Below are 22,330 nucleotides of genomic sequence, written 5' to 3' on the forward strand. Positions count from 1 at the left end.
CGCGGGACGCGCCGTTGAGGTTGTCATGCCGACCGGACGGTCGGACATCCTGGTGCCCGGCTCACGCCCACCCGTTCGGAGACGGGACCTGCGGGAGTGGATGCCACGACGGAGTCGCTCTGGGCACGCGTAGTCACCCCGAGATCGAGGTGCTCGTCCAGCATACAGGATCATGCGCCCACAGCTCGTCCTCCCCAGCAGCGCAATTCCTGGTCTTCTCCCCTGCCTCCGGCCCCGGCGGAGAGAACCCGCTCCACCGGCCCGCACCGGCCACGCACACTCGCGTGATGACTCCTCCATCCACTCCTCGCCCTCGCTCTTTCCCGCACCCCTCGCTGCTCCGGGTGCTGATCGCCACCGTGCTCGCCGCTGTCGTGCTCCTGTGCGGCGGTGCTCCGTTCCCGTCTCCTCCCGCCGCGCGAGCGTTGTCGGCACCGCACAGCCTCACGCCCGTGCCCGACGAGTTCGTCTCCGACGTTCCCTGGCGGTGGCCCGTCGAGGGGACTCGGCGCGTGAGCGTCGCCTACCGCGCGCCGGCGCACGCCTACGGTCCCGGGCACCGCGGTATGGATATCGTCGCGAGCGCGGGCGACGCCGTCCTCGCCCCGGCGGAGGGGGTGGTCGCGTACCAGGGCGTCGTCGTCGATCGCCCGCTGCTCACGATCCGACACGCCGACGGTCTCGTGAGCACGTTCGAGCCGGTGGAGTCGCCCCTGCGCGCGGGAGACCCGGTCCGCCGGGGCCAGGACATCGGCCGTGTCGCCACGGGCGGTCACACTCCCCCGGACGCGCTGCACATCGGGGTACGACGCGACGGCGAGTACCTCAACCCGATGGTGCTGTTCGGCGGTCTCCTGCGGGCGCGCCTCCTGCCCTGCTGCGACGGATGACCCGACGCGCGGGCTTCGCGCTCAGGCCCGAGGGTGCGCCAGACGATACGTCGCCGTCAGCCGCTCCGCCGAGACATGCGTGTAGATCTGGGTGGTGCCCAGGCTCGCGTGCCCCAGGATCTCCTGCACCGCGCGGAGATCCGCACCACCGTCCAGCAGGTGGGTCGCCGCCGTATGGCGGAGGGCGTGCGGACCGACGGTCTCGGCGCCGACGACGGGCGCGAGCGCACGGGCGACCACCTCGTAGACCGTCCGCGGACCGATACGTCCCCCGCGACTGCCGAGGAAGACGGCGGGCGACGCGGCGCCGGACCGCGCGAGCAGAGCCGGTCGAGCGCGGCGCAGGTAGGCGGTGAGCGCATCCCGCGCCGGCGCGCCGAACGGGACGACGCGCTCCTTGTCGCCCTTGCCCCGCACGAGGGCCGTGCCCCGATCGAGATCCAGGTCGTCGATGTCGAGGCCGCAGAGCTCGGAGACGCGGACCGCGGCGCCGTAGAGGAGCTCCAGCACCGCATGGTCGCGGAGGGCGGTGGGATCGCTCGAGGACGCCGCCTGCCGGTGTCGCTCCAACAGCTCCGTCATCGCGTCCTTCGATGCCACCGTCGGCAGCGTCTTCGCGCGCTTCGGCGCCACGAGCCGCAGGCTGGGGTCGAGGGGGACGATGTCCTGCTCGCGCGCCCAGCCGAAGAACGCCCGCGCGGTGGCTGCGCGTCGGGCCAGCGTCGCCCGGGCGTCACCACGCTGGGTCGCCTGCCAGAGCCATTCGCGCAGCATCTCCAGGTCGATCCGGTCGACCGGGCCGCCCCCGACGCTCGCCCCGAGGTCTCGCAGATCGGAGCGGTACGCCTTCACGGTCGCCGGAGAGAGCCGACGTACCTTCTCGAGGTGGTCGGCGAACGCCTCGACGGCGACCGCGAAGTCCATATCCCCAGCCTGCCGCTCCCCCGCCTTCAGAGCGACGCGCCCCGCCGGGCGCGACCGACGACGAGCGCTCCGCACCCCGTCAGCGCGTACCCCTAGGGCGCCGCGCCCCTTCCGCGCCAGCCGTCCCCGTCGCGGCGAGCGAGCCCGTCGAGGTCGAGCAGACCGAGCAGGGCCCTCGTCCGCTCGACGGTGAGACCCGCGCGCTGCGCGAGCTCCGCCTCCGTCCGAGCGGTCCGCGTGCTCAGCGCGCGGAGGAGCCCCACCCGCCCCTCGTCCGTCGCTTCACGTCCCCGGGGCGACCGGGCACCGACAGGGAGCATCTCGGCGACCTCCGCCGCGGAGGTGACGCACACCGCGTCGTATTCGCGCAGCAGCCGGTGACAGCCGGCCGAGGACGCAGACGTCACCGGACCGGGTACCGCGCCGAGCGGCCTGCCCAGCGTCGCCGCATGCCCCGCCGTATTGAGGGAGCCGCTGCGCCAGCCCGCCTCGACGACCACCGTGGCCTGCCCCAGGGCCGCGATCAGTCGATTGCGCGCGAGGAAGCGCCACCGCGTCGGCGCCGTGCCACACGGCACCTCGCTGACGACGACCCCGTCGACCGCGATCCGGGCCAGGAGGTTACGGTGACCTGCGGGGTACGGGCGGTCGACTCCCCCGGCGAGGACCGCGATCGTTCCCCCGCCGACGGTCAACGCGGCGCGGTGTGCCGCTCCGTCGATGCCATAAGCTCCGCCGGACACGACAGCCGTGTCGCCCAGGGCCAGATCTCCGGCCATGTCGGCGGCGACCCGCTCGCCATAAGCGGTGGCCGCTCTGGCACCAACAATGGCGACACGCGCGGCGCTCGTCAGGAGGTCGCTGCGCCCGCGCACCCACAGCACCATCGGCGCCTCCGCATCGAGATCGTCGACAGCCGTCGGCCAGTCGGGGTCTCCGGGGAGCAGCAGCCGCGCACCAGCTTTCTGCGCGCCGCGGAGGGCCGCGACCACAGCCACCGGGTCGGCGCGCTGCCGCCACCGTGCGCGCGCCTCGTCGAGAGCCCGCCGGGCGCCGAGGGCGCGGACCACCGGCCAGGACCGCCCTGCCCCGTCCAACGCGAAGCGCAGCCCGTCGGCCGGTCCGAACTCGCGCACGAGGGTCGCGGCGACGGCGTCCCCCGGGTCGGCGATGACGGACCACGCGACCCGCGCCAGCGCCTCCGTCACCTCCTCTGTCCCGCGCACGCCCCGCGCGGCGTCGAGCGCATCCTTCTGGGAGAGGAGTCCGTCGATCATCGTGCCGCCCCCGTCCGCAGGAGGAGCGCCCGCCCGACCTCGTCCGAACCGGGACTGTCCCGCCCGGAGAGATCGGCCATGGTCCAGGCGACCCGGAGGACGCGGTCGTAGCCGCGGAGCGTCAACGCGCCGCGTTCCAACGCCCGATCGAGCCCCGCCCGCACGTCCGACGGGAGACGGTAGCCGCCGTGGCGAAGCACGGTGCCGGGGATCTCCGCGTTCCGACGCCACGGCGTACCGCGCCAACGCCGCTCGGCCCGTGCGCGCGCCGCTCCGACGCGGTTCCGCGCCTCGACGGTCGTGACACCCGACCGCTCCCCCGCCAGCGAGCGCGACGCCGCGACGCGCGTGACCGGGAGATCGATGTCGAGCCGGTCGCGCAACGGACCGGAGAGCCGAGTGGCGTAACGCCGCAGCGCCTGCGGCGGACAGATGCAGTCGCCATCACGCACGCCCCGGTTGCCGCAGGGACACGGGTTCATCGCCAGAAGCAGCTGGAAACGCGCCGGGAACCGCACCACGAAGCCGGACCGATGCACGTCCACGAAGCCGGTCTCGAGCGGCTGACGGAGCGCGTCCAGGGCCACCCGCGGGAACTCCGCCGCCTCGTCGAGGAAGAGGACGCCCCGGTGCGCACGGGCCACCGCTCCGGGTCGCGCCGTCCGCGATCCGCCTCCCACCATCGCCGCCACAGAGGCGCTGTGGTGCGGCGCGACCAGCGGGGGCTGATGGTCGAGCCCGGTCACGGCCTCACCGCAGAGGGAGCGCACCGAGGCCACCTCGATGGCCTCCTGCTCGGTCAGCGGCGGCATGATCCCGGGCAGGCGCCCTGCGAGCATCGTCTTCCCTGCTCCCGGCGGACCGCTCAGGAGCATGTTGTGGCCACCGGCGGCCGCGACGATGAGCGCCTCGACGGCTTCCTCCTGTCCGAGGACATCGCTCAGATCGCGCTCATCGGGGTCGTCCTCCGGCGGTTGTGGCCCCGGGACCGGCTCGACGTCGGGCACGTCCACGTCCGCGCCGTGCCAGGCGGCGACCTCCGCGAGCGAGGCGGCGGCGCGCACCTCCACGCCGGCGACGAGACCCGCCTCGGTCGCGTTGCCGTGGGGCACGATCACACGCTCGAACCCCGCGCGCGCGGCGGCGAAGACGGCGGGAAGCACGCCCGGCACGGGACGCAGCCGCCCGTCCAGCCCGAGCTCCCCCAGGTGCACGGTCTGCCGGACGGCGCGCCGAGCGATCACATCGCTCGCGGCCAGGCAGGCCACCGCGATCGCGAGGTCAAAGGCGGCCCCGTGCTTGGGCAGACTCGCCGGTGAGAGGTTCACCGTCAGGCGCCGCCGCGGAAGCGGGAGGCTGGAGTTCACGCAGGCGTTGTGCACGCGCTGCACCGCCTCCCCGAGGGATTTGTCCGGGAGCCCGATGATGCGGAACTCCGGCGTCTGCGGGGAGAGGTCGGCCTCGACCTCCACCACGTGCCCGTCCGCTCCCGTGAGCGCCACGGACCACGTGCGTGCGGTGCTCATGCGATGTCCTCGAGGTGCTCGACGGTGGCTGTCCCCGGGGACGCACCGGTGATACCTATCGCTTCCACCCGGAGGACCCGTCCGCGCGCCAGATCGAGATGCTCCGCCCGCCACGCATGAGCGAGCCGCCACAGCCGCCGACGCTTCCGGTCATCGATGGCGTCGAACGGGTGCCCGAACGCCGTCGACCGCCGCGTCTTGACCTCGATGACGGACAGGTGAGCCCCGACGATCGCCACGAGATCCAGTTCGCCCTGGGGACACCGCCAGTTGCGGTCGACGATCCGATACCCGCGCTTCGTCAGATAGTCCGCTGCCTGCTGCTCCCCGGCTCGTCCGAGGTCGTCTTTCGCTGCCATCCCGAAAGGATGGACGTCAGCACCCCGTCACCGCCGTGGTCCCGCGCGACCAGTCCAGAGGCTGTGGAAACGGCGAAGAATGTCACCGCTGTGCAGGAACGGCGCGCCGCGTCACTCTCCGTCGAGGGAGAGCTCCTGCGGCAGTTCGAACTCGCGACGCTGGAGCTCCTCGACGTTCACGTCCTTGAACGTGAGCACCCGGACGGCCTTCACGAAGCGGTCGGCCCGGTAGATGTCCCACACCCACACGTCGCTCATGGAGATCTCGAAGTAGAAGTCGTGCTCGGTGTCCCGCCGCACGACGTTGACCTCGTTGGCCAGGTAGAAGCGACGCTCGGTCTCCACGACGTACTGGAACTGAGAGACGACGTCGCGGTACTCGCGGAACAGCGCGAGCTCCAGCTCGCGGTCGTAGTCGTCGAAGGCTTCCTCATCCATGATGAGTCCATCCTATGGTCGTCCGGCGCCGGTCGCGGCATCCCGGGCGCGGCCTCTCAGAACAGCGTCGGCGCGTCGGCGATCGCCCACGACGACCGGTGGAACGGGGAGAGCCCGAACGAGCGGATGGCCTCCCGGTGCTCCGGGCTCGCGTACCCCTTGTTGCGATCCCACTGGTAGTCACGGTGACCCTCGTGCAGCTCCGCCATGTGACCGTCTCTCGCGACCTTCGCGATCACCGACGCCGCGGACACCGAGGCGCAGTCGCGATCCGCCTTGATGACGGGCCGCACACGCAGGGGCACGGGATGCACTCGCGAGACGTAGTCGTGGTTGCCGTCGAGGAGAACCAGGGCGTTCTCGACCGTCGCGCCCAGCGCCACCACCCCCTCCACGGCCCGCGAGGCGGCGAGCCCCAGCGCCCGCATGATCCCGACCTCGTCGACCTCCGCCGCGGTCGCCCAGCCAACGGCCGAGGCCTGCACCCAGGAGGCCGCCCGGGCGGCGACGTCGGGTCGCCGGCGCTCGGGGACCAGCTTCGAGTCGCGCAGGCCCTCCGGAACCCGACGGCGGGCGCCTGTGGCGTCCATCACGGCTGCTCCGACGGCCACCGGTCCCGCCAGTGCGCCGCGACCGACCTCATCGAGAGCGATGATGAGGTCGCACTCCCCCAGGAGCTTCCGCTCCAGGGTCAGTCGAGGCGTGATGACGGTCATTCGGGGTCCGGCACTCCCGTGAAGATGTCGTGGTGGCCGTCGATCGGTCCGAATCGGTCGAGCGGCCAGGTCGTCAGGAACGCCTTGCCCACGATGTTGGAGACGGGGACGAAACCGCCGCTGGGCAGCTCCTGGTGTGCGCGGGCGTCGCGGGAGCGGTCCCGGTTGTCGCCGAGGAGCCATACGGAGTCCTCCGGCACGACGACGTCGAACGGCTCGTTGGAGGCCGCGGTGTCCCCCTCGGGGAGGTTCAGGTAGCTCAGCTCGTCGATCGGGGCGCCGTTGATCGTGATCTGCCCCAGCGCGTTGCAGCACACCACGTGGTCGCCCTCGACCCCGATCACGCGCTTGACGAGGTGGTCCTGGGTGTCGGTCGCCGAGATGCCCACGAAGGTGAGAACCCAATCGACGGCCTTGACCAGCGGCGGCTGTGCCGGCGCCTGCGGCATCGGGTCGAGCCACCCGCCCGGATCCTTGAAGACGACGATGTCGCCGCGCTCGTAGCCGGTCCACCGCGGCGTGAGCTCGTCGACGAGGATGCGGTCGTCGATCAGCAGCGTCCGCTCCATGGAGGCCGAGGGGATGTAGAACGAGCGCACGACGAACGTCTTGATGACGAAGGACACCAGCGCGGCGATGACGACGATGACCAGCACGTCTCGGAGGAAGACCAGGAACCCGCGCCGCCGTCGTGTCGGGCGTGCGGACGGAGAGTCAGTCATCTGGTTCCTTCTCGAAGAGTGCACCGTGAGCGCACGGCAGTAACAAGGTTCGCACACCGGGGACAGAACGAAAGCACCCCGGGACATCGTGTCCCGGGGTGCTGTGAAGAAGCTTCGCGTCAGTTGTTGACGCGCTTCTCCTTGATCTTCGCCTTCTTGCCGCGGAGCTCGCGCAGGTAGTAGAGCTTGGCGCGACGCACGTCACCGCGGGTGACGACCTCGATGTGGTCGATCACCGGGGAGTGCACGGGGAAGGTACGCTCGACACCCACCTGGAAGCTGATCTTCCGGACGGTGAAGGTCTCGCGGACGCTGTCACCCTGGCGGCCGATGACGACGCCCTGGAAGACCTGGATACGGGAGCGGTTGCCCTCGGTGATGTTGACGTGCACCTTGACGGTGTCACCGGGGAAGAACTCGGGGATGTCGGAACGGAGCGAAGCCGCGTCGACGGCGTCGAGGATCTGCATGATCGTCTCTCTCTGCACTCGCCTCAGGTCGGATGCACGGATTAGGAAGGAACAAGAATGGGAGTGTGCCGAACGGCGCTGACGCGTCCGCGGGCTCCCCTGGGGCAGAGCCGGTCACGGCACAAAGAACCATTCTGCCACGGATGACAGGTCCGGCCAAAACGGCGGGTCAGAGCCTGTCGTCGGTCTCCCGCACCACGATCACCTCGTGCACGCTCGTCTGCGGGCTGTCGGTGCGCGGCGGCGTCATCGTCGACCAGGAGATGGTCTCGCGGATGCGCGTCCCACTCCCCCGCGCCTCGTTCCAGAGCTGCCACAGCTGCAGCCAGACCAGGGCGATGCCCGCGACGATGGCGGCCGCGAGGAGCCAGCCGAAGGCCCCGTCGATGAAGAAGCCGACCGCGATCGTGAGCGCGTGCCAGAGACCGAACCCGGCGACGTCCCACCACGAGACGGCGCGCTCGGCGCGGACCGACGGGCGGGAGCGCGTCAGCAGCGTGAGCAGGAGCTGTCCCAGGAACACCGAGGGCATCGCGATGAGCAGCACCCAGAGGATCGACCAGCCGCCCTGGAAGACGGCCCAGCCGATGAGCAGCCACAGCGGCAGGAGGAACGCCGACGGCAGCAGCCAGCGGAAGAAGGCCTGTCGGATCCACATGCTCCGATGCTACGGCGACCGCGCCTGCGCGTCACGGGTGTTCGCTGAGAGCGGCAGGCGCCGGGCACCCGTCCGATCAGGGAGAATGGAGACGACGAGAGGACACTGATGATCGAACTGCGCACCCCTGCCGAGATCGATGAGATGCGCGCGGCAGGCCGGTTCGTCGCCGAGACGCTGGCGACCCTGCGCGACGAGACGAAGGTCGGCACCAACCTCCTGGCGATCGACCGCCGGGCCCATGACATGATCCGCAAGGCCGGCGCCGAGTCCTGCTACATCGACTACCACCCGTCCTTCGGGGCGAGCCCCTTCGGCAAGGTCATCTGCACCTCGGTGAACGACGCCGTGCTGCACGGCCTCCCGTATGACTACGCGCTCCGGGACGGCGACCTCGTCACCCTGGACTTCGCCGTCTCGGTCGACGGCTGGGTCGCCGACTCCGCGGTCTCCTTCGTCGTGGGTACGCCGCGGGACGAGGACCTCCGTCTCATCGACACCACGGAACGCGCGCTGGCCGCCGCGATCGAGACCTCGGTGGTCGGCAAGCGCATCGGCGACATCTCCGCCGCGATCGCCGACGTCGCGCACGGCGAGGGCTACTCCATCAACACCGACTTCGGGGGCCATGGCGTCGGCCGCACGATGCACGGCGACCCTCATGTGGCGAACGACGGCCGCGCAGGACGCGGTTTCCCGCTCCGCGCCGGCCTCGTGCTCGCCCTGGAGCCCTGGTTCCTCGCGACGACGGACGAGCTGATCACCGACCCCGACGGCTGGACGCTGCGGAGCGCGGACGGCTCCCGCGGCGCGCACTCCGAGCACACCATCGCCATCACCGAGGACGGACCGATCATCCTGACGGATCGCTCGTTCCTCGGCGTCGACTGACTCCGGTCGCGGGGTCGGCGCGCTCCCAGGGCGCGACCGGCCCGGGCACGACGACGAACAGCGGGTGCGCCTTCGGTAGCTCCACAGACCCGTGCCGACGGAGCACGTCCGGGCTGCGCTCGGCGAGCTTCGCCCGCAGATGCGCCCACTCGCTTGCCAGCTGACCCGTGGTGACCGGGATCGACGGCACCGCCGACTCCGCGCGCCGGATACGCGTGCGGTCGAAACGGTAGCCGCGCTCGTCCGCCTCATCGGCGACGCCCACCAGGTACGCACCCACCGTGGCCACGGGATCGGCCGTCGCCCGGAAGCGCTCGAGCTGCGGGTGTCGCTGATACCCCTTCGTGGCGTCGGCGAGCACCGCCTGAGCGAGGAGGGTCTCCCGCCAGCAGGCGACGAGCCCCTGACGGTCGAGGTACTCCGGATGCAGCGACCAGATCCTCATGCGCGGCGGTAACGGAACACGTCGGTGAGGTGCGGCAGATCGAACTCCGCCTTCCCCCGCGTCTCATCCGTGCCGTCCAGCACCGCTTCCAGGGCCGCCACCATCGCCGTGCGCTGTGCCTCGTCCGCCACGAGGAAGCTGCTCACCGTGCCCCACCGTCGGAGGTAGTCCTCGCGGGTGATCCGCTCGGTCCAGCGCACCTCCTCGTGGATCTCCAGGACGAAACCGGGAAGGTCTGTCGCCGACGCGGAGGTGTCGTCGTCCGCGCCGACCGCGGGATGCGCCACCCGGTGGCACGCGAGATCCCAGGCACAGGCGGGGTCGGCGCGATTCCACAGCAGCCCGAGCGTTCCGTGAGGGACGAGCGTGCGGGCGATCTCAGCCGCCGCCGCGTCCCGATCGAACCAGTGGAACGCCTGCGCGACGCTGACGGCATCGACGGAGCCGTCCGGAACGGGGATGCTCTCCGCGGTCCCCGGCCGCGCGTCGACCGTCGGGAGCGTGCGCGCGAGCACGGCGAGCATCGGCGCGGACGGCTCGATCGCGATCACCTGCGTCGCCCGCGCGACGAGCAGGCCCGTGAACTTCCCGGTGCCGGCGCCGAGGTCGAGCGCCGTCGCCACGCGGTCCGGAACGATGATGTCGGCCGCGCGCTCCGGGAACCCCGGCCGGTAGCGGTCGTACTCCTCGCCGATGCTCTCGAACGATCGCGCGCGTGTCACATCCACCATGCCTCGACGCTAACAGCACTCGTCGCGACGGATGGCAGGGTCAGCCGTCGGTCGGCGCGTCCGGCAGCAGATCGGGGCGTCGCAGGCGGGTGCGGACGAGCTGCTGCTCACGCCGCCATGCCGCGATCGCGCCGTGGTTGCCGCTGAGGAGCACGTCGGGGACGGCGCGCTCCCGCCAGACCGACGGCTTCGTGTAGGACGGGTACTCGAGGAGGCCGTCCTCGTGCGACTCCTCCACCAGGCTCTCCGGATTGCCGACGACACCCGGGATCAGCCGACCGATGGCCTCGATCATCGCCATCGTCGCCACCTCGCCGCCGTTGAGCACGTAGTCGCCGAGGCTCAGCAGCCGCACCTCGCCACGCTCAGCGGCGTACTCGAAGACGCGCTCGTCGATGCCCTCGTAGCGCCCGCAGCCGAACACGAGGTGCTCGCGTCCCGCGAGCTCCCGCGCGGTCGCCTGGGTGAAGACCTCCCCGGCCGGCGACGGGAAGATGATGGTCGGCGCGGGGGTGGCGTCCGCCGTGAGCTCATCGAGGGCGAGGCCCCAGGGCTCCGGCTTCATGACCATGCCGGCTCCCCCGCCGTACGGGGTGTCGTCGACGGTGCGATGCCGGTCGTGCGTCCAGTCGCGCAGATCGTGCACCTGCAGGTCGAGCAGACCTGAGCCTCGCGCCTTGCCGAGCAGGGAAAGCGTCAGTCCGTCGAAGTACGAGGGGAAGATGGAGACGACGTCGATGCGCACGGGGGAACCGTATCAGCGGTCACTCGGCGCCGTCGGAGGCGGCGGTCCCGTCCTCCGACTCGGGAAGCTCCTCGAAGAGCCCGGCCGGCGGGGTCACGATGACGCGGCCGGCCGCCACGTCGACGGTGGGGACGATGGCCTCGACGAAAGGGACCATCACCTCGTCCGTGCCGCCGGTCGACGGCTTCACGATCAGGAGGTCCTGCGCCGGCAGGTGCTCGACGCGGACCACGCGGCCGACGACGGTCTCGTCGCGGACCACGTCCAGACCGACGAGCTGATGGTCGAACCAGGCGTTGTCCTCGGTCTCGTCCTCGTCCTGGTCCATCCAGAGGATGGCGCGGACGAGGCTCTCGGCCGCGTTGCGATCGTCCACGTCCTCGAAGAAGACGACGGGGTTGCCGTTCATCACGCGGTATTCGCGGACGACGATCTCCTTGCCATGCCACGGAGATGCCTCGGGCACCTGCAACGTGAACGCGGCCCCGGGGACGAATCGCCGCTCCGGGTTGTCGGTGTAGAGCTCGAGCTTCAGGGCGCCCTTGAGCCCGTGAGCCTTGACCAGGCGTCCGACGCGCAGCTGGTTACGGCCCTGGATGCGGTCCTGCGACACCACGTCAGTCGTCCGCGACGTCGACGCGGACGCGGCGCCCGTCGGCGAGGGCGCTCACGAGAGTGCGCAGGGCCTTGGCCGTGCGGCCGCCGCGCCCGATCACGCGTCCACGGTCGTCGGGGTGCACACGCACCTCGAGCAGGTCGCCACGGGGCGACGAGGATTCGTGGATGCGCACATCTTCGGGGTGATCGACGATCCCCTTGACGATGTGTTCGAGCGCGGCGGCGAGCACGATGGATTACTCGGCGTCGGCGGCGGGAGCCTCAGCGGCCTCCGCGTCGGCGTCAGCGGCGGGGGCCTCCGCAGCGGGGGCCTCCTCCTTCTTCTCCGCCTTGGGCTTGATGACCGACTTCTTCGAGGCGTCGGCCTCGAACGCGGCCTTCTCGCCGGCGACCTTGAGGGTGGACTTCGCGTCCTTGTCGCCCTTGAAGGTGCCCCAGTCGCCGGTGATCTTGAGGATGGCGGTGACCTGCTCGGTCGGCTGCGCGCCGACGGAGAGCCAGTACTGCGCACGCTCGGAGTCGACCTCGATGAACGAGGGCTCCTCGGTGGGGTGGTACTTGCCGATCTCCTCGATCACGCGACCGTCGCGCTTGGTGCGCGAGTCGGCGACGACGATGCGGTAGTACGGCGCGCGGATCTTGCCCATGCGCTTGAGACGAATCTTGACAGCCACGATTCTCCTGAATGGTGTGGAAGGAAACGAACCGGTCGCCTGGAGCGTGGGGTGCACACCCGGCGGAAGCTCAAATGAGGAGGACGAGCGCTGGATAGAGGGTCGAGCACGTCGTCCGACCCTCTATTCTGCCAGATGCGTGCGCCGGGTGCGAAACCCGGCGACACGGCGTTGCGGAGCAGGCCCAGCCCCGTGTCAGACTGTCCCCGTGCAGCTCGACTTCGCCGCTTCGGCCCGCTCCACCGTCGGTCTCGAGTGGGAGATCATGCTCGCCGATCCCGAGACCGGTGATCTCGTCGGTCGCGCGCCGGAGCTCCTCGCCGCGCTGGAGGCGGAGAGCGAGGACGAACGCCACACCGTCACCGGCGAGCTCCTCACCAACACCATCGAGGTGACCAGCGGGATCGGCGACTCCGTGGCCCACGCCGTCGACGACATCGCGAACGCGATCGCGGCCGTGCGGTCGGCCACCGATCCGGCAGGGATCGAGCTGCTCTCCGCCGGAAGCCACCCGTTCGCCCAGTGGTACGACCAGTCGGTGACCGACAAGACCCGGTACCACACCCTCATCGAGCGCACCCAGTGGTGGGGGCGCAACATGATGATCTGGGGCATCCACGTGCACGTGGGCGTCGACGAGCAGCGCAAGGTCTTCCCCATCATCAACGCACTGTCGGCCTACCTCCCCCACCTGCAGGCGCTGTCGGCGTCCAGCCCGTTCTGGGCCGGGGAACGCACGGGGTACGCCTCCAATCGCGCTCTCGTCTTCCAGCAGCTGCCCACGGCGGGCCTTCCCTGGCCGCTGCGCGACTGGTCGGAGTTCGAGCGCTACCTGGACGACATGGTCCGCACCGGTGTCATGGCCGATGCCACGGAAGTGCGCTGGGACATCCGTCCCGCCCCGCGCTGGGGCACGATCGAGGTCCGCGCGTGCGACGGCCTATCCACGCTCTCCGAGATGGCCGCGGTGGCCGCGCTCGTGCAGGTCCTCGTCGAGCACTTCTCCCGGCTCCTGGATGAAGGGGCCGCCCTGCCCGACCTCCCCGCGTGGTTCCACCGCGAGAACAAGTGGCGCGCGGCCCGATACGGCCTGGACGCCCGGGTCATCGTCGACACGATCGGCACGCAGCGCCCCGTGCGCGAGCACCTGACCGAGAAGATCGAGGAACTGGCCCCGGTCGCCGTCGAGCTCGGGTGCGTGCGCGAGTTCGGCAGCATCGCGACGATCCTCGACGGCGGAGCGAGCTACGCCCGTCAGCTCGCGGTCGCCGACGCCACGGACGGCGACCTCCGCGCCGTGGTCCAGCACCTCATCCGGGAGTTCCGGACCGGACCGCAGTCCTCGATCGAAGGCGAGTGACGCGAACGCCCCTCAGTCCTCGACGAGCCGGCGCGCGAGCCCCTCGTCCAGGACCACGTCGGTGATGAGCTCGGCCGCGATAGCCGCGCGCAGGCTCGCGAGCTTGGGCACGCCGGAGACGACGCAGACCCGCCTCGGCACGCGCCGCAGCCGATCGAGGCCCGGCCCCGTCGCCCGCGCATTGAGCCGGATGTCGCGCCAGGAGCCGTCGGCGCGGAAGAAGACCGTCGCCACGTCGCCGATCGCGTGGTCCTCGCGCAGACTGCGGTAGTCCTCCCGACCGAGGTAGCCGCCGACGTACACCCGGCTGGGCACCTCCGCGGCCGGGGACCCGAGGCTGAACACGGCGATGTCCATCTTCGCCTGCAGGTCGAGGACGCGCCGGGTGCTGCGCTCGCGCCACATCGCCTCGCGAGTGGCGGGGTCGTCGAAGAACGCGGGGACCGGGAACTGCTGCACCTGCGCCCCGAACGCGCTCCCGAAGCGCTGCAGGATGTCGCTGGAGTACTCCACACCGCTCGTCTGGGTGTTCCCGGCGCCGTTGAGCTGCACGAACGTCGTGTTGTGCGTCTCCTTCTGGGTGAGACCGCGGCTGACCGCGCTGATCGTCGATCCCCACGCGACGCCGACGATCATGTTCGAGTCCACGAACTGCGACAGGAGTCGTCCCGCGGTCAGAGCGACGCGCTCCAGACGTTCGACCTCGCTGACGATCTCGGCCATCGGCACCACGTGCGCCACCACCCGGTGCCGGTCCCTGATGCGCTGCTCGAGCATCCCGAGGCGCTCCAGCGGCGAATTGATGCGGATGTCGACGAGGCCGCTCTCCCGCGCGAAGCTGAGCAGCCGCGACACGGACGATCGCGAGGTGCCGAGCTCCTGCGCGATGACCTCCATGGTCTTGTCCTGCATGTAGTAGAGCTGCGCAGCGGTGAGCGCGGCGACCAGCTTGCCGTCGCGCGATGGCGCTCCGGATCCCGCCATGATGACCTCCTCTCCCTCGATCCTTGCACATATGTGCAGCGAGCTTGCGCGCGGCGTCACGGAGGTCGATGCTGGTGGCAAGCAAGGAAGAGAGGGTCGACGATGATCGATTCCACCCACACGTCCCCGGAGCGGGACGCGGTCCGCGCGCTCCGCGAATCCGGGCGCACCAGTGTCCTCGTCATCGGCGGCGGCATCAACGGCATCTCCACGTTCCGCGACCTGGCCCTGCAGGGCGTCGACGTCGTCCTCGTCGAGCGCGGTGACTTCGCCTCCGGTGCCTCCGCGGCGTCGAGCCACATGATCCACGGCGGCATCCGCTACCTGGAGAACGGCGAGTTCCGCCTCGTGCGCGAGTCGGTGGAGGAGCGCAACGGTCTGCTCAAGATCGCTCCGCACTACGTCAAGCCGCTGCAGACGACGATCCCGATCTACTCCACGTTCTCCGGGATCCTCTCCGCTCCGCTCCGCTTCCTCACGCACAAGAGCGGGAAGCCGAAGGAGCGCGGCGCCTTCCTCATCAAGGTCGGCCTCACGATCTACGACACGTTCTCCCGCGACGGCGGCACCGTGCCCCGGCACCGCTTCCTCGGCCGCAAGAAGTCCCTCGCCGAGCTGCCGTCGATGGATCCGAAGATCAAGTACACGGCCACGTACTACGACGCGTCGATGCACGACCCCGAGCGCCTCGCGCTCGATGTGCTGCAGGACGGCCGCGCCGCGCACCCCGGTGCCGTGGCGCTGAACTACGTCGAGGCGATCGGCCGCGACGGCGAGCAGATCACGCTCCGGGACCGCGAGAGCGGCATCGAGTTCACCGTGACCGCCGATGTCGTCGTGAACGCCTCCGGCCCCTGGACCGACCTCACGAACGACGCCCTCGGCACCGACACGCACTTCATGGGCGGCACCAAGGGATCGCACATCGTGCTCGACAACCCCGAGCTGCTGGCGGCGACGCGGGGTCGTGAGATCTTCTTCGAGCACTCCGACGGCCGCATCGTGCTGATCTACCCGCTCAAGGGCCGCGTCCTCGTCGGCACCACCGACATCGATGCCGACCCGCGCGAGGTGCCGGTGTGCACCGAGGAGGAGATCGACTACTTCTTCGACCTCGTCCACCACGTGTTCCCGTCCATCGCGGTGACGCGTGAGCAGATCGTCTACAACTTCTCCGGCATCCGCCCGCTCCCCCGCCACGAGGACACCGCTCCCGGCTTCGTCTCGCGCGACTACCGCGTCGAGGTCGACCGCCAGGGCGCCGTCCCGCTGGTGAGCCTGGTCGGCGGCAAGTGGACCACGTTCCGCGCCCTGGGCGAGTCCCTCTCCGACACGGTGCTCGGCCTCCTCGGCCGCGCGCGCACCGTGTCCACGGCGGGTCGCGCGATCGGCGGCGGACGCGAGTTCCCGCGCACCGAGAAGGCGAAGCGGATCTGGATCCAGGAGAACCTTCCCGGCGCCGGCGCTCGCGCCGAGCAGCTCCTCGCGCGCTACGGCACCCGGGCAGCGGCCGTGTGGGCCTTCGTCGAGCAGGGGGACGACGCGCCCCTCGCCGGCGGCGACCTGTCGACGCGCGAGCTGGAGTGGATGGTGAACGAGGAGATGGTCACCCGTCTCGAGGACGTCATCCTCCGCCGCACCAGCATCGCCTTCACCGGCGGCGCGCGGGCAGAGGTGCTCGACGAGATCGCCGACGCCCTGGCTCCCCTCCTCGGATGGGACCGCGAGCGTCACGACGCCGAGGTGGAGCAGACGCGTGTGCTGCTGAACGAGCGACACGGACTCCACATCCCGTCCCGCGCCCGCGGCTGACGGGGCTCCGACCACCGCGCCCTCCTCGCGGTGCTACCCCATAAGGGGTCGGGGCAGAGGGGCCCCGACCCGCAAGAAAGGTCAACGAAGACATGACTGACGTCAATCTCGGTCTCTACTTCCTCTCCGAGCTCGTCGGCACCGCGATGCTGGTCCTGCTCGGTTGCGGTGTGGTCGCGAACGTCGCCCTGGCGAAGAACAAGGGCTTCGGCGGCGGCTTCCTGATGGTCAACTGGGGATGGGGTCTCGCGGTGTTCGCGGGTGTGCTCGTCTCGGCGTACTCCGGTGCCATCCTGAACCCGGCCGTCGGCATCGGCCTGCTGGTCGCCGGCAAGATCACCTTCGCGATGTTCCTCACCGCGACCGCCGCGGAGCTCCTCGGCGCGATCATCGGCGCGATCGTCGTCTGGCTCGCCTACAAGCAGCACTTCGACGAGGAGCCGGAGGCCGCCAACAAGCTCGGCGTCTTCTCCACCGGCCCCGCCATCCGCTCCTACGGCTGGAACCTCGTCACCGAGATCATCGGCACCTTCGTCCTCGTCTTCGTCATCTTCGCGTTCGCGGACTACGGCGACATCGAGGTCGGCACGCCCGGTGGCCTCGGCCCGCTCACGGCTCTCCCGGTGGCCCTGCTGGTGGTCGCGATCGGTGCATCGCTCGGTGGTCCCACCGGCTACGCGATCAACCCGGCGCGTGACCTCGGTCCGCGCATCGCCCACGCGATCCTCCCGATCCAGGGCAAGGGTTCCAGCGACTGGTCCTACTCGTGGGTTCCCGTCGTCGGTCCGCTCATCGGTGGTGTCATCGCCGCCCTCGCCGCCCCCGGCCTGCTCAGCCTCGCCGGCTGATCCCCCTCAACCGCTCGGGAATTCAAAGGAGAACACATGGCTGACTACATCATCGCGATCGACCAGGGAACGACGTCGAGCCGCGCGATCATCTTCGACAAGAAGGGCAGCATCGTCGCCACCGGCCAGAAGGAGCACGAGCAGATCCTTCCCAAGGCCGGCTGGGTGGAGCACGACGCCGCCGAGATCTGGCGCAACGTCCAGGAGGTGATCGGTCTGGCCCTCGGGCGCGCCGATCTGACCCGCCACGACATCGCCGCCGTGGGCATCACGAACCAGCGCGAGACGGCCGTCGTGTGGGACAAGACCACGGGCAAGCCGGTCTACAACGCCATCGTCTGGCAGGACACCCGCACGCAGGAGATCGTCAACCGCCTCGCGGGCGACGAGGGCGTCGACCGGTTCAAGTCGATCGTCGGCCTCCCGCTGGCGACCTACTTCTCCGGCACCAAGATCACCTGGATCCTGGAGAACGTCGAGGGGGCCCGCGAGAAGGCCGAGGCTGGAGACCTGCTCTTCGGCACGACCGACACCTGGGTCCTGTGGAACCTGACCGGCGGCATCGACGGCGGCGTGCACGCGACCGACGTGACGAACGCCTCGCGCACGATGTTCATGGACCTCGAGACGCTGGAATGGCGCGACGACATCCTCGAGGCGTTCGGTGTACCGCGCTCGATGATGCCGGAGATCCGCTCCTCCTCCGAGGTCTACGGTGCCGCCGAGAGCTCGTCGCTGCTGCGCGAGACGCCGATCGCCGGCATCCTGGGCGACCAGCAGGCGGCGACGTTCGGGCAGGCCGCGTTCCAGAAGGGCGAGAGCAAGAACACCTACGGCACGGGCTGCTTCCTCATCTTCAACACGGGCGAGGAGATCGTCCGCTCGAAGAACGGCCTGCTCACCACCGTCGGCTACAAGCTCGGCGACCAGCCCACGCACTACGCGCTGGAGGGATCGATCGCGGTCACCGGCTCGCTCATCCAGTGGCTGCGCGACCAGCTCGGCATCATCTCCTCCGCCCCTGAGGTCGAGGAGCTGGCCGAGAAGGTCGAGGACAACGGCGGCGTGTACATCGTCCCGGCGTTCTCGGGTCTGTTCGCACCGTACTGGCGTCCGGACGCCCGTGGCGCGATCGTCGGCCTCACCCGCTACGCGAACAAGAACCACATCGCGCGCGCTGCGCTGGAGGCTGTGGCCTTCCAGACCCGCGACGTGCTCGACGCGGTCAACGCGGACGCCGGAGTGGATCTCAGCGAGCTCAAGGTCGACGGCGGCATGGTCGCCAACGACGCGCTCATGCAGTTCCAGGCCGACATCCTCGGCGTCCCGGTCGTGCGTCCGGTCGTGGCGGAGACCACCGCGCTCGGTGCGGCCTACGCCGCGGGCCTCGCGGTCGGCTTCTGGAGCGGCCTCGACGACCTGTCCGCCAACTGGCAGGAGGACCGCCGCTGGGAGCCCTCGCTCGACGAGGCCGAGCGCGACCGCCAGCTGCGCCTGTGGCGCAAGGCCGTCACCAAGTCGATGGACTGGGTCGACGACGACGTGCGCTGATCACCACACGATGAGGCGGGTCCGGGTTCTTCCCGGGCCCGCCTCGTCGTCTCCGGCTCAACGTTCTGCGGAGTCGCCTGCACGATCCGGATACGGTGGCCCGCCCGTTCCGGGGATTCCGTCGTGCATCCGTTCGCGGGTCGTGCAGCCGGAACATCGGCTCAGGAGGCCGTGGCGACGATGTCGAGGAAGGCGCGGGCGGCGCTGCGCGGTGCGGCGGCGTCCCAGGCCAGGTGCTCGACACGAACGGGGCCGTCCTGGATGGCCACCGTGTCGACGACGTCTCGATAGCCCCGCACCACCCCGGGCGCGAGCAGCGTGACGGCGAGGCCCGCAGCGACCAGGCCGATCAGACTCGCAGCCGTGTCGGATTCGAAGGCCACGTCCCGCTCGAGCCGCGCGGACAGGAATGCCGCGTCACTCTGCGCGCGTCCCGAGGTTCCGGCGGGGAAGTCGGCGAAAGCGGAGTCCGCGAGGTCGCTCAGGCGCACCCTCCGCTTCGCGGCAAGGTGGTGCCCGCGAGGCAGCACCGCTACCAGCGGCTCGTGGGACAGGGGTCGGGACGCCACACCCTGGGGCTCCACGCCCTCCCGAAGTCCGAGGAAGGCGACATCGAGGGCGCCCTGACGGATCGCGGCCATGAGGCCGTCACTGTTCCCCTCGCGGAGCTCCACGCGGGCGGCCGGATGCGCGGTGCGATAGGCCACGAGGAGCGCGGGGACGTCGACGGCGGTCACCGTGGGGATGATCCCGAGCCGGAGCGTTCCGACGACTTCGCCCGCAGCGGCCGCGGCATCCTCCCGCGCCTGATCCGCGGCGCGCACCGCGGGACGCGCGGAGCGGAGGAACGCCTCTCCGGACTCGGTCGCACGGACGCTGCGACTGGTGCGCGCGAACAGCCGCACGCCCAGCTCGCGTTCGAGTGCGGCGACCTGATGGCTGAGCGCCGACTGCGTGACGTGACAGCGCTCCGCCGCGCGGGTGAACGAGCCGGTGTCCGCCACGGCGACGACATATCGCAGCTGCTGGAGTTCCATAGCTCCATGATCGCTCGTCATGGATAGCGTGACAACAATGCGTTGGACTCATCTGAATGCGGCGCGCAGGCTGGGAGCATGAACCGCCTCACGCTCACCCTCGTCACGGCCCTCGCGCCCGCGGCGTGGGGTACGACCTACCTGGTGACGACGGAGCTGCTCCCCGCCGGGCATCCGCTCCTCGCCGGCCTCCTCCGCTCGCTTCCTGCGGGTCTCCTCGCGGTGCTGCTGGCCCGGCGTCTGCCGCACGGCGCCTGGTGGGGCAAGGTCCTCGTGCTCGGCGCCCTCAACATCGGCGCGTTCTTCCCGCTGCTGTTCCTCGCGGCCGAGCGCCTGCCCGGTGGGGTCGCCGCCGCCGTCGCCGGTGCGCAGCCGCTCATCGTCCTGGGACTCGGGGCGCTCGTGCTCGGGGAACGTGTCCGACCGGTCTCCGCGGCAGCCGCCGTCGCCGGAGCGGCGGGGGTCGCCCTCGTCGTCCTCGGCCCTGCCGCCGCGCTGGACCTCTGGGGCCTCGTCGCGGCTCTCGGCGGGGTGACCGCGACCGGCCTCGGGATGATCCTCACCAAGCGCTGGGGACGCCCCGCCGGTGTCGGTCCCGTGGCCTACGCGGGCTGGCAGCTCACCGCGGGAGGACTGCTGCTGCTCCCCCTCACCTTCGCGGTCGAGGGCCCGCCTCCTGCCCTCGACGCCGATGCGCTCCTCGGCTATCTCTGGCTCGCGACGGCGGGAGGGATCGTCGCGTACACACTGTGGTTCCGCGGGATCCAGCGCCTGCCCGTGATCGTGCCCGGGCTCCTCGCGCTGCTCTCACCGATCGTCGCGACGCTGCTCGGCGTGCTCGTGGTCGGCGAGAGCTTCACCCCGGTCCAGGTGGCGGGCATCGTGATCACGCTCGCCGCCCTCGTCGGCGGGCAGTTCGCGGCACGGCCGCGAGGCACGCCCGCGACCACGGTCGATCCTTCGGCCGCGCCGGTCGCCGTGCGCTGAGGTCCCGGCCGCTCAGCCCTTGCCGAACAGCTTCTGGATCTCAGCGAGGTCCGCCTCCGAGGGGGCCGCGCCTCCCCCGCCGAGGCCGAAGCCCGAGCCGGTCGGTGCCGACGAGGCCGCGAGGCCGGCGTTCTCCGCCGCGCGCTTCGCGGGGTTGCCGGAGCGGGAGCGGTTGCCGCCGCCACCCTTGCCCTTCTTGCCGCGCTTCGACGAGGCGCCGGGCTTGCCCATGCCGGGCACCGGGCCCATGCCGGGGATGTTCGGCGTGCCGCCACGGGCGACCGTCTTCATCATCTTCGCGGCCTGCTCGAAGCGCTGGACAAGCTGATTGACGTCCGTGACGGTCATGCCGGAACCGCGCGCGATGCGCAGACGGCGCGAGCCGTTGAGGATCTTGGGGTTGCGACGCTCGACCGGCGTCATGGACCGGATGATGGCTTCGGTGCGGTCGATCTCGCGCTCGTCGAAGTCCTCGAGCTGCTGCTTCATCTGGCCCATGCCCGGGAGCATCCCGAGCATCTTCTTCATCGAGCCCATCTTCTTCATCTGCTGGAGCTGCTCGAGGAAGTCCTCCAGGGTGAAGGCCTCGTTCGCGAGCTTCTCCGCGACCTTGCGTGCCTCCTCCTCGTCGAAGGCCTGCTGGGCCTGCTCGATGAGGGTGAGGATGTCGCCGAGGTCGAGGATGCGGCTCGCCATCCGGTCGGGGTGGAACGGCTCGAGGTCTTCCAGCCGCTCGCCCGTGGAGGCGAAGATGATCGGGCGACCCGTGACCGAGGCGACCGACAGCGCCGCTCCGCCTCGCGCGTCGCCGTCGAGCTTGGAGAGCACGACGCCGGTGAAGTCCACGCCCTCCTGGAAGGCCTTGGCGGTGTTGACGGCGTCCTGACCGATCATCGCGTCGATGACGAAGAGCACCTCGTCCGGGTTGACCGCCTTGCGGATGTCGGCGGCCTGCTTCATGAGCTCGGCGTCGACACCGAGGCGGCCGGCGGTGTCGATGATGACCACGTCGTGCTGCTGCCGGCGGGCGTGCTCGACACCGTCGCGCGAAACCTTCACGGGATCGCCGACGCCGTTGCCGGGCTCGGGCGCGTACACGGTGGCTCCGGCCTGCTCTGCGACCACCTGGAGCTGGTTCACGGCGTTCGGACGCTGGAGATCGGCCGCCACGAGGAGCGGCGTGTGGCCCTCGCTCTCGAGCTGCTTGGCGAGCTTGCCGGCGAACGTCGTCTTTCCCGAGCCCTGGAGGCCGGCGAGCATGATCACGGTCGGCGCCGTCTTGGCGAACTGCAGGCGCCGCTGCTCACCGCCGAGGATCTGGACGAGTTCCTCGTTGACGATCTGCACCACCTGCTGCGCGGGGTTCAGCGCCTTGTTGACCTCGTCGCCGAGAGCGCGCTCGCGCACCTTGGCGGTGAAGTCCTTGACGACCGCGAGCGCGACGTCGGCATCGAGCAGAGCGCGACGGATCTCGCGCACCGTGCCGTCGACGTCGGCGGCGGTGAGCTTTCCCTTCGTGCGCAGGTTGCGGAAGGTGTCGGTGAGCCGATCGGAGAGCGTGCCAAAGGTAGCCATGGTGCCTACGATTCTACGCGAGCGGAGCCTCCACGCTCAGCGCGGCACGGAGGCGGCTCGCCGAAACCCCGCCTCGCTGTCGAGACCCCGCC

Annotated in this window: 25 protein-coding genes; 7 read left to right on the forward strand and 18 right to left on the reverse strand. The window is 70.6% G+C overall.

Annotated features, from left to right (window positions below):
• Window positions 1-287: 287 nt before the first annotated feature.
• Entirely contained in the window at window positions 288-890 is a 603-nt protein-coding gene (locus D8M34_RS01595; RefSeq protein WP_126892976.1) for a murein hydrolase activator EnvC family protein, read from the forward strand.
• Between the two features lie 21 nt (window positions 891-911).
• Here D8M34_RS01595 and D8M34_RS01600 read toward each other — a convergent pair whose 3' ends face one another.
• From D8M34_RS01600 to D8M34_RS01640, 9 genes are all read right to left on the reverse strand, one after another.
• Window positions 912-1,814, reverse strand: coding sequence for a tyrosine-type recombinase/integrase (locus D8M34_RS01600; RefSeq protein WP_126892977.1), 903 nt, complete (start codon window positions 1,812-1,814; stop codon window positions 912-914).
• A gap of 92 nt (window positions 1,815-1,906) precedes the next feature.
• Window positions 1,907-3,091, reverse strand: coding sequence for a DNA-processing protein DprA (gene dprA / locus D8M34_RS01605; protein ID WP_085607036.1), 1,185 nt, complete (start codon window positions 3,089-3,091; stop codon window positions 1,907-1,909).
• Window positions 3,088-4,617: a YifB family Mg chelatase-like AAA ATPase gene (locus D8M34_RS01610; protein ID WP_126892978.1), complete on the reverse strand. Its 1,530-nt coding sequence runs from the start codon at window positions 4,615-4,617 to the stop codon at window positions 3,088-3,090. The genes dprA and D8M34_RS01610 overlap by 4 nt, the downstream gene beginning before the upstream one ends.
• The gene (locus tag D8M34_RS01615; protein ID WP_126892979.1) at window positions 4,614-4,976 is read right to left on the reverse strand and encodes a YraN family protein; all 363 of its coding nucleotides are present in this window, start codon (window positions 4,974-4,976) and stop codon (window positions 4,614-4,616) included. Before D8M34_RS01615 ends, D8M34_RS01610 begins: the two co-directional genes overlap by 4 nt.
• 111 nt (window positions 4,977-5,087) lie before the next feature.
• Window positions 5,088-5,414, reverse strand: a complete 327-nt coding sequence (locus D8M34_RS01620; RefSeq protein ID WP_017204525.1) for a DUF2469 family protein — start codon at window positions 5,412-5,414, stop codon at window positions 5,088-5,090.
• Between the two features lie 56 nt (window positions 5,415-5,470).
• Window positions 5,471-6,130 (reverse strand): ribonuclease HII, encoded by a 660-nt coding sequence (locus D8M34_RS01625; RefSeq protein WP_085607030.1) that lies wholly within the window; start codon window positions 6,128-6,130, stop codon window positions 5,471-5,473.
• Complete coding sequence (gene lepB, locus D8M34_RS01630; protein ID WP_025103349.1) at window positions 6,127-6,852, reverse strand: signal peptidase I; 726 nt, start codon at window positions 6,850-6,852, stop codon at window positions 6,127-6,129. Before lepB ends, D8M34_RS01625 begins: the two co-directional genes overlap by 4 nt.
• 119 nt (window positions 6,853-6,971) lie before the next feature.
• Window positions 6,972-7,322, reverse strand: a complete 351-nt coding sequence (rplS, locus tag D8M34_RS01635) for a 50S ribosomal protein L19 (RefSeq protein WP_025103348.1) — start codon at window positions 7,320-7,322, stop codon at window positions 6,972-6,974.
• A gap of 169 nt (window positions 7,323-7,491) precedes the next feature.
• Window positions 7,492-7,980, reverse strand: coding sequence for an MFS transporter permease (locus D8M34_RS01640; RefSeq protein WP_126892980.1), 489 nt, complete (start codon window positions 7,978-7,980; stop codon window positions 7,492-7,494).
• Window positions 7,981-8,088: 108 nt separating this feature from the next.
• Between D8M34_RS01640 and map the strand changes: the two genes are divergently transcribed.
• On the forward strand, window positions 8,089-8,871 hold the full coding sequence (gene map / locus D8M34_RS01645) for a type I methionyl aminopeptidase (protein ID WP_025103346.1): 783 nt from the start codon (window positions 8,089-8,091) through the stop codon (window positions 8,869-8,871).
• Here map and D8M34_RS01650 read toward each other — a convergent pair.
• The 6 genes from D8M34_RS01650 to rpsP are packed head-to-tail and all read right to left on the reverse strand — an operon-like array spanning window position 8,834 to window position 12,084.
• Window positions 8,834-9,316, reverse strand: a complete 483-nt coding sequence (locus D8M34_RS01650) for a pyrimidine dimer DNA glycosylase/endonuclease V (protein WP_085607026.1) — start codon at window positions 9,314-9,316, stop codon at window positions 8,834-8,836. The two genes, map and D8M34_RS01650, sit on opposite strands and share 38 nt — an antisense overlap.
• Complete coding sequence (locus D8M34_RS01655) at window positions 9,313-10,047, reverse strand: class I SAM-dependent methyltransferase (protein WP_126892981.1); 735 nt, start codon at window positions 10,045-10,047, stop codon at window positions 9,313-9,315. Before D8M34_RS01655 ends, D8M34_RS01650 begins: the two co-directional genes overlap by 4 nt.
• A 40-nt stretch (window positions 10,048-10,087) precedes the next feature.
• Window positions 10,088-10,792, reverse strand: coding sequence for a tRNA (guanosine(37)-N1)-methyltransferase TrmD (gene trmD / locus D8M34_RS01660; protein ID WP_126892982.1), 705 nt, complete (start codon window positions 10,790-10,792; stop codon window positions 10,088-10,090).
• 19 nt (window positions 10,793-10,811) lie between these two features.
• Window positions 10,812-11,408: a ribosome maturation factor RimM gene (gene rimM, locus D8M34_RS01665; protein WP_126892983.1), complete on the reverse strand. Its 597-nt coding sequence runs from the start codon at window positions 11,406-11,408 to the stop codon at window positions 10,812-10,814.
• Window position 11,409: 1 nt separating this feature from the next.
• A complete protein-coding gene (locus D8M34_RS01670; RefSeq protein WP_025103341.1) occupies window positions 11,410-11,640 on the reverse strand; it encodes an RNA-binding protein in 231 nt (76 codons plus the stop codon).
• Window positions 11,641-11,646: 6 nt separating this feature from the next.
• The gene (rpsP, locus tag D8M34_RS01675) at window positions 11,647-12,084 is read right to left on the reverse strand and encodes a 30S ribosomal protein S16 (RefSeq protein ID WP_025103340.1); all 438 of its coding nucleotides are present in this window, start codon (window positions 12,082-12,084) and stop codon (window positions 11,647-11,649) included.
• A 208-nt stretch (window positions 12,085-12,292) separates the two neighbouring features.
• Between rpsP and D8M34_RS01680 the strand changes: the two genes are divergently transcribed.
• Complete coding sequence (locus tag D8M34_RS01680; protein ID WP_025103339.1) at window positions 12,293-13,444, forward strand: glutamate--cysteine ligase; 1,152 nt, start codon at window positions 12,293-12,295, stop codon at window positions 13,442-13,444.
• 12 nt (window positions 13,445-13,456) lie between these two features.
• Here the strand turns inward: D8M34_RS01680 and D8M34_RS01685 are convergent, their stop codons facing one another.
• Entirely contained in the window at window positions 13,457-14,428 is a 972-nt protein-coding gene (locus D8M34_RS01685; protein ID WP_025103338.1) for a sugar-binding transcriptional regulator, read from the reverse strand.
• Window positions 14,429-14,530: 102 nt separating this feature from the next.
• Here D8M34_RS01685 and D8M34_RS01690 point away from each other — a divergent pair, with 102 nt between their 5' ends.
• From D8M34_RS01690 to glpK, 3 genes are all read left to right on the forward strand, one after another.
• Entirely contained in the window at window positions 14,531-16,240 is a 1,710-nt protein-coding gene (locus D8M34_RS01690) for a glycerol-3-phosphate dehydrogenase/oxidase (RefSeq protein WP_126892984.1), read from the forward strand.
• A gap of 92 nt (window positions 16,241-16,332) precedes the next feature.
• Window positions 16,333-17,088: an MIP/aquaporin family protein gene (locus tag D8M34_RS01695; RefSeq protein WP_025103336.1), complete on the forward strand. Its 756-nt coding sequence runs from the start codon at window positions 16,333-16,335 to the stop codon at window positions 17,086-17,088.
• A gap of 36 nt (window positions 17,089-17,124) precedes the next feature.
• Window positions 17,125-18,639, forward strand: a complete 1,515-nt coding sequence (gene glpK, locus D8M34_RS01700; protein ID WP_060922209.1) for a glycerol kinase GlpK — start codon at window positions 17,125-17,127, stop codon at window positions 18,637-18,639.
• A 161-nt stretch (window positions 18,640-18,800) separates the two neighbouring features.
• On the opposite strand, the gene D8M34_RS01705 is transcribed toward glpK, so the two are convergent.
• On the reverse strand, window positions 18,801-19,676 hold the full coding sequence (locus tag D8M34_RS01705; protein ID WP_126892985.1) for a LysR family transcriptional regulator: 876 nt from the start codon (window positions 19,674-19,676) through the stop codon (window positions 18,801-18,803).
• A 78-nt stretch (window positions 19,677-19,754) separates the two neighbouring features.
• On the opposite strand from D8M34_RS01705, the gene D8M34_RS01710 reads away from it, so the two are divergent.
• Entirely contained in the window at window positions 19,755-20,663 is a 909-nt protein-coding gene (locus tag D8M34_RS01710; protein ID WP_126892986.1) for an EamA family transporter, read from the forward strand.
• A 12-nt stretch (window positions 20,664-20,675) separates the two neighbouring features.
• Here the strand turns inward: D8M34_RS01710 and ffh are convergent, their stop codons facing one another.
• Window positions 20,676-22,238 carry a signal recognition particle protein gene (ffh, locus tag D8M34_RS01715; RefSeq protein ID WP_025103333.1) on the reverse strand — a complete coding sequence of 521 codons (1,563 nt, stop codon included), beginning with the start codon at window positions 22,236-22,238 and terminating at the stop codon, window positions 20,676-20,678.
• Between the last annotated feature and the right edge of the window lie 92 nt (window positions 22,239-22,330).

The organism is Microbacterium sp. HSID17254, assembly GCF_003989315.1.
In the GTDB taxonomy this organism is placed as follows: Bacteria; Actinomycetota; Actinomycetes; order Actinomycetales; family Microbacteriaceae; genus Microbacterium.